Raw genomic sequence first — 1,494 nt, forward strand, 5'->3', positions numbered from 1 at the left:
CCCCCCCGCGCTCCGGGCGACGCTGTCGCGGTCGTGCCGTGCCTGATTCGTCTCCGGGCTCATCCTCCGATTATAGTGAACGACGTTCAGGTGAACGGTGTTCAGGAGAAACGCGTCGGAGGGATCCGCATGACACGCACACGAGAGACGGGTGTCGCGACGATCGCCGTGGACGCGGTCTCGGTGGTGCTCGACGGCCGCCCCGTGCTGCGAGAGGTCACCGCCTCGCTGACGGCTCCGACGATCGCGGTGATCGGTGCGAACGGGTCGGGGAAGTCCACGTTCGCCCGGCTGTTGAACGGACTCGTCACTCCGAGCGCCGGCGAGGTGAGGGTGCACGGCCTCGACACGATGCGTGACCGCGCCGCCCTCCGCCGCCGCGTCGGATTCGTGTTCACGAACCCCGATGCGCAGATCCTCATGCCCACCCCGGCCGAAGACATCGCGCTGTCCCTGCGCGGCCGGGCGAAGGCCGAGATCGCCGATCGCGTCAGAGACACCCTCGCCGTGCATGGTCTGGCAGACCACGCAGATGTCCCCGCATCCAGCCTGTCGGGGGGCCAGAAGCAGATGCTCGCCCTGGCCGCAGTGCTGGCCACCGAACCGCAGCTCATCGTCGCGGACGAGCCGACGACACTCCTCGACCTGCGCAACTCCCGACGCATCGGCGACCTGCTCCTGGCGCAGCGGGCCCAGGTCGTCGTGGTGACACATGACCTCGAACTGGCCGCGCGCTGTGAGGCCGCGATGCTGTTCGAAGACGGGCGGGTCACGGCGTCCGGAGAGCCGTCGACCGTGATCGCGGCCTATCGTCGAGCGTGCGGATGATCGCGCTCTACCGTCCCGGAAGCAGCATCCTCCATCGCGCTCCTGCCGGGCTCAAGCTCGCCGCGCTGGCGATCGGAGCACTCGTTCTGTCGCTGTACCCCCACGACGCGGTGAGCATCCCCCTCTCGCTCGCGGCGGTCCTCGCGCTGTACGGCATCGGGGGAATGCCCATCCGGGTGCCGTTGCTCGAGATCTGGCGTCTGCGCTGGATCATCGTCGTGCTCGCCGCGGCGCTCGGGGTCTTCGTCTCGCCTCTCGCGGCGTGGGTCGGCACGGGGCGCGTCGTGACGATTCTCCTGCTCGCGAGCCTGTTGACGCTCACGACCCGGATGGCGGATCTCGTGGAGGTGCTGCAGGGCATCCTGCGCCCGTTCCAGCGATGGGGAGTCGATCCCGACGCGGTGGCGCTCACGATCTCGCTCACGATCACGACGATCCCCGTGATCGCCGGCTTCGCGGAGCGCGTGCGGGATGCGTCGCGAGCCCGCGACGTGCGGTTGGGCGTGCGCGCCGTGGTGCCCCTGCTCGTTCTCACCCTCCGACACGCGGACGATGTCGGTGACGCGCTGGCAGCACGGGGCCTGGGCTGACCCTATGCGGGGACGAGCGTGCGCACTCCGACCGGCGGCAGCGGCGTCGTCTGAGACGCGAGTCGGAGCGCCGCGA

General features: G+C 69.8%; 2 protein-coding genes. Both read left to right on the top strand.

All coding sequences use genetic code 11. The features are described from left to right. The first annotated feature begins 129 nt into the window (after positions 1 to 129). Positions 130 to 828 carry an energy-coupling factor ABC transporter ATP-binding protein gene (locus tag ACNPM4_RS10040; RefSeq protein ID WP_105710360.1) on the top strand — a complete coding sequence of 233 codons (699 nt, stop codon included), beginning with the start codon at positions 130 to 132 and terminating at the stop codon, positions 826 to 828. Further along, positions 825 to 1,418 carry a CbiQ family ECF transporter T component gene (locus tag ACNPM4_RS10045; RefSeq protein ID WP_448985553.1) on the top strand — a complete coding sequence of 198 codons (594 nt, stop codon included), beginning with the start codon at positions 825 to 827 and terminating at the stop codon, positions 1,416 to 1,418. Before ACNPM4_RS10040 ends, ACNPM4_RS10045 begins: the two co-directional genes overlap by 4 nt. The last annotated feature ends 76 nt before the right edge of the window (positions 1,419 to 1,494 follow it).

Source organism: Microbacterium umsixpiens (assembly GCF_053543675.1).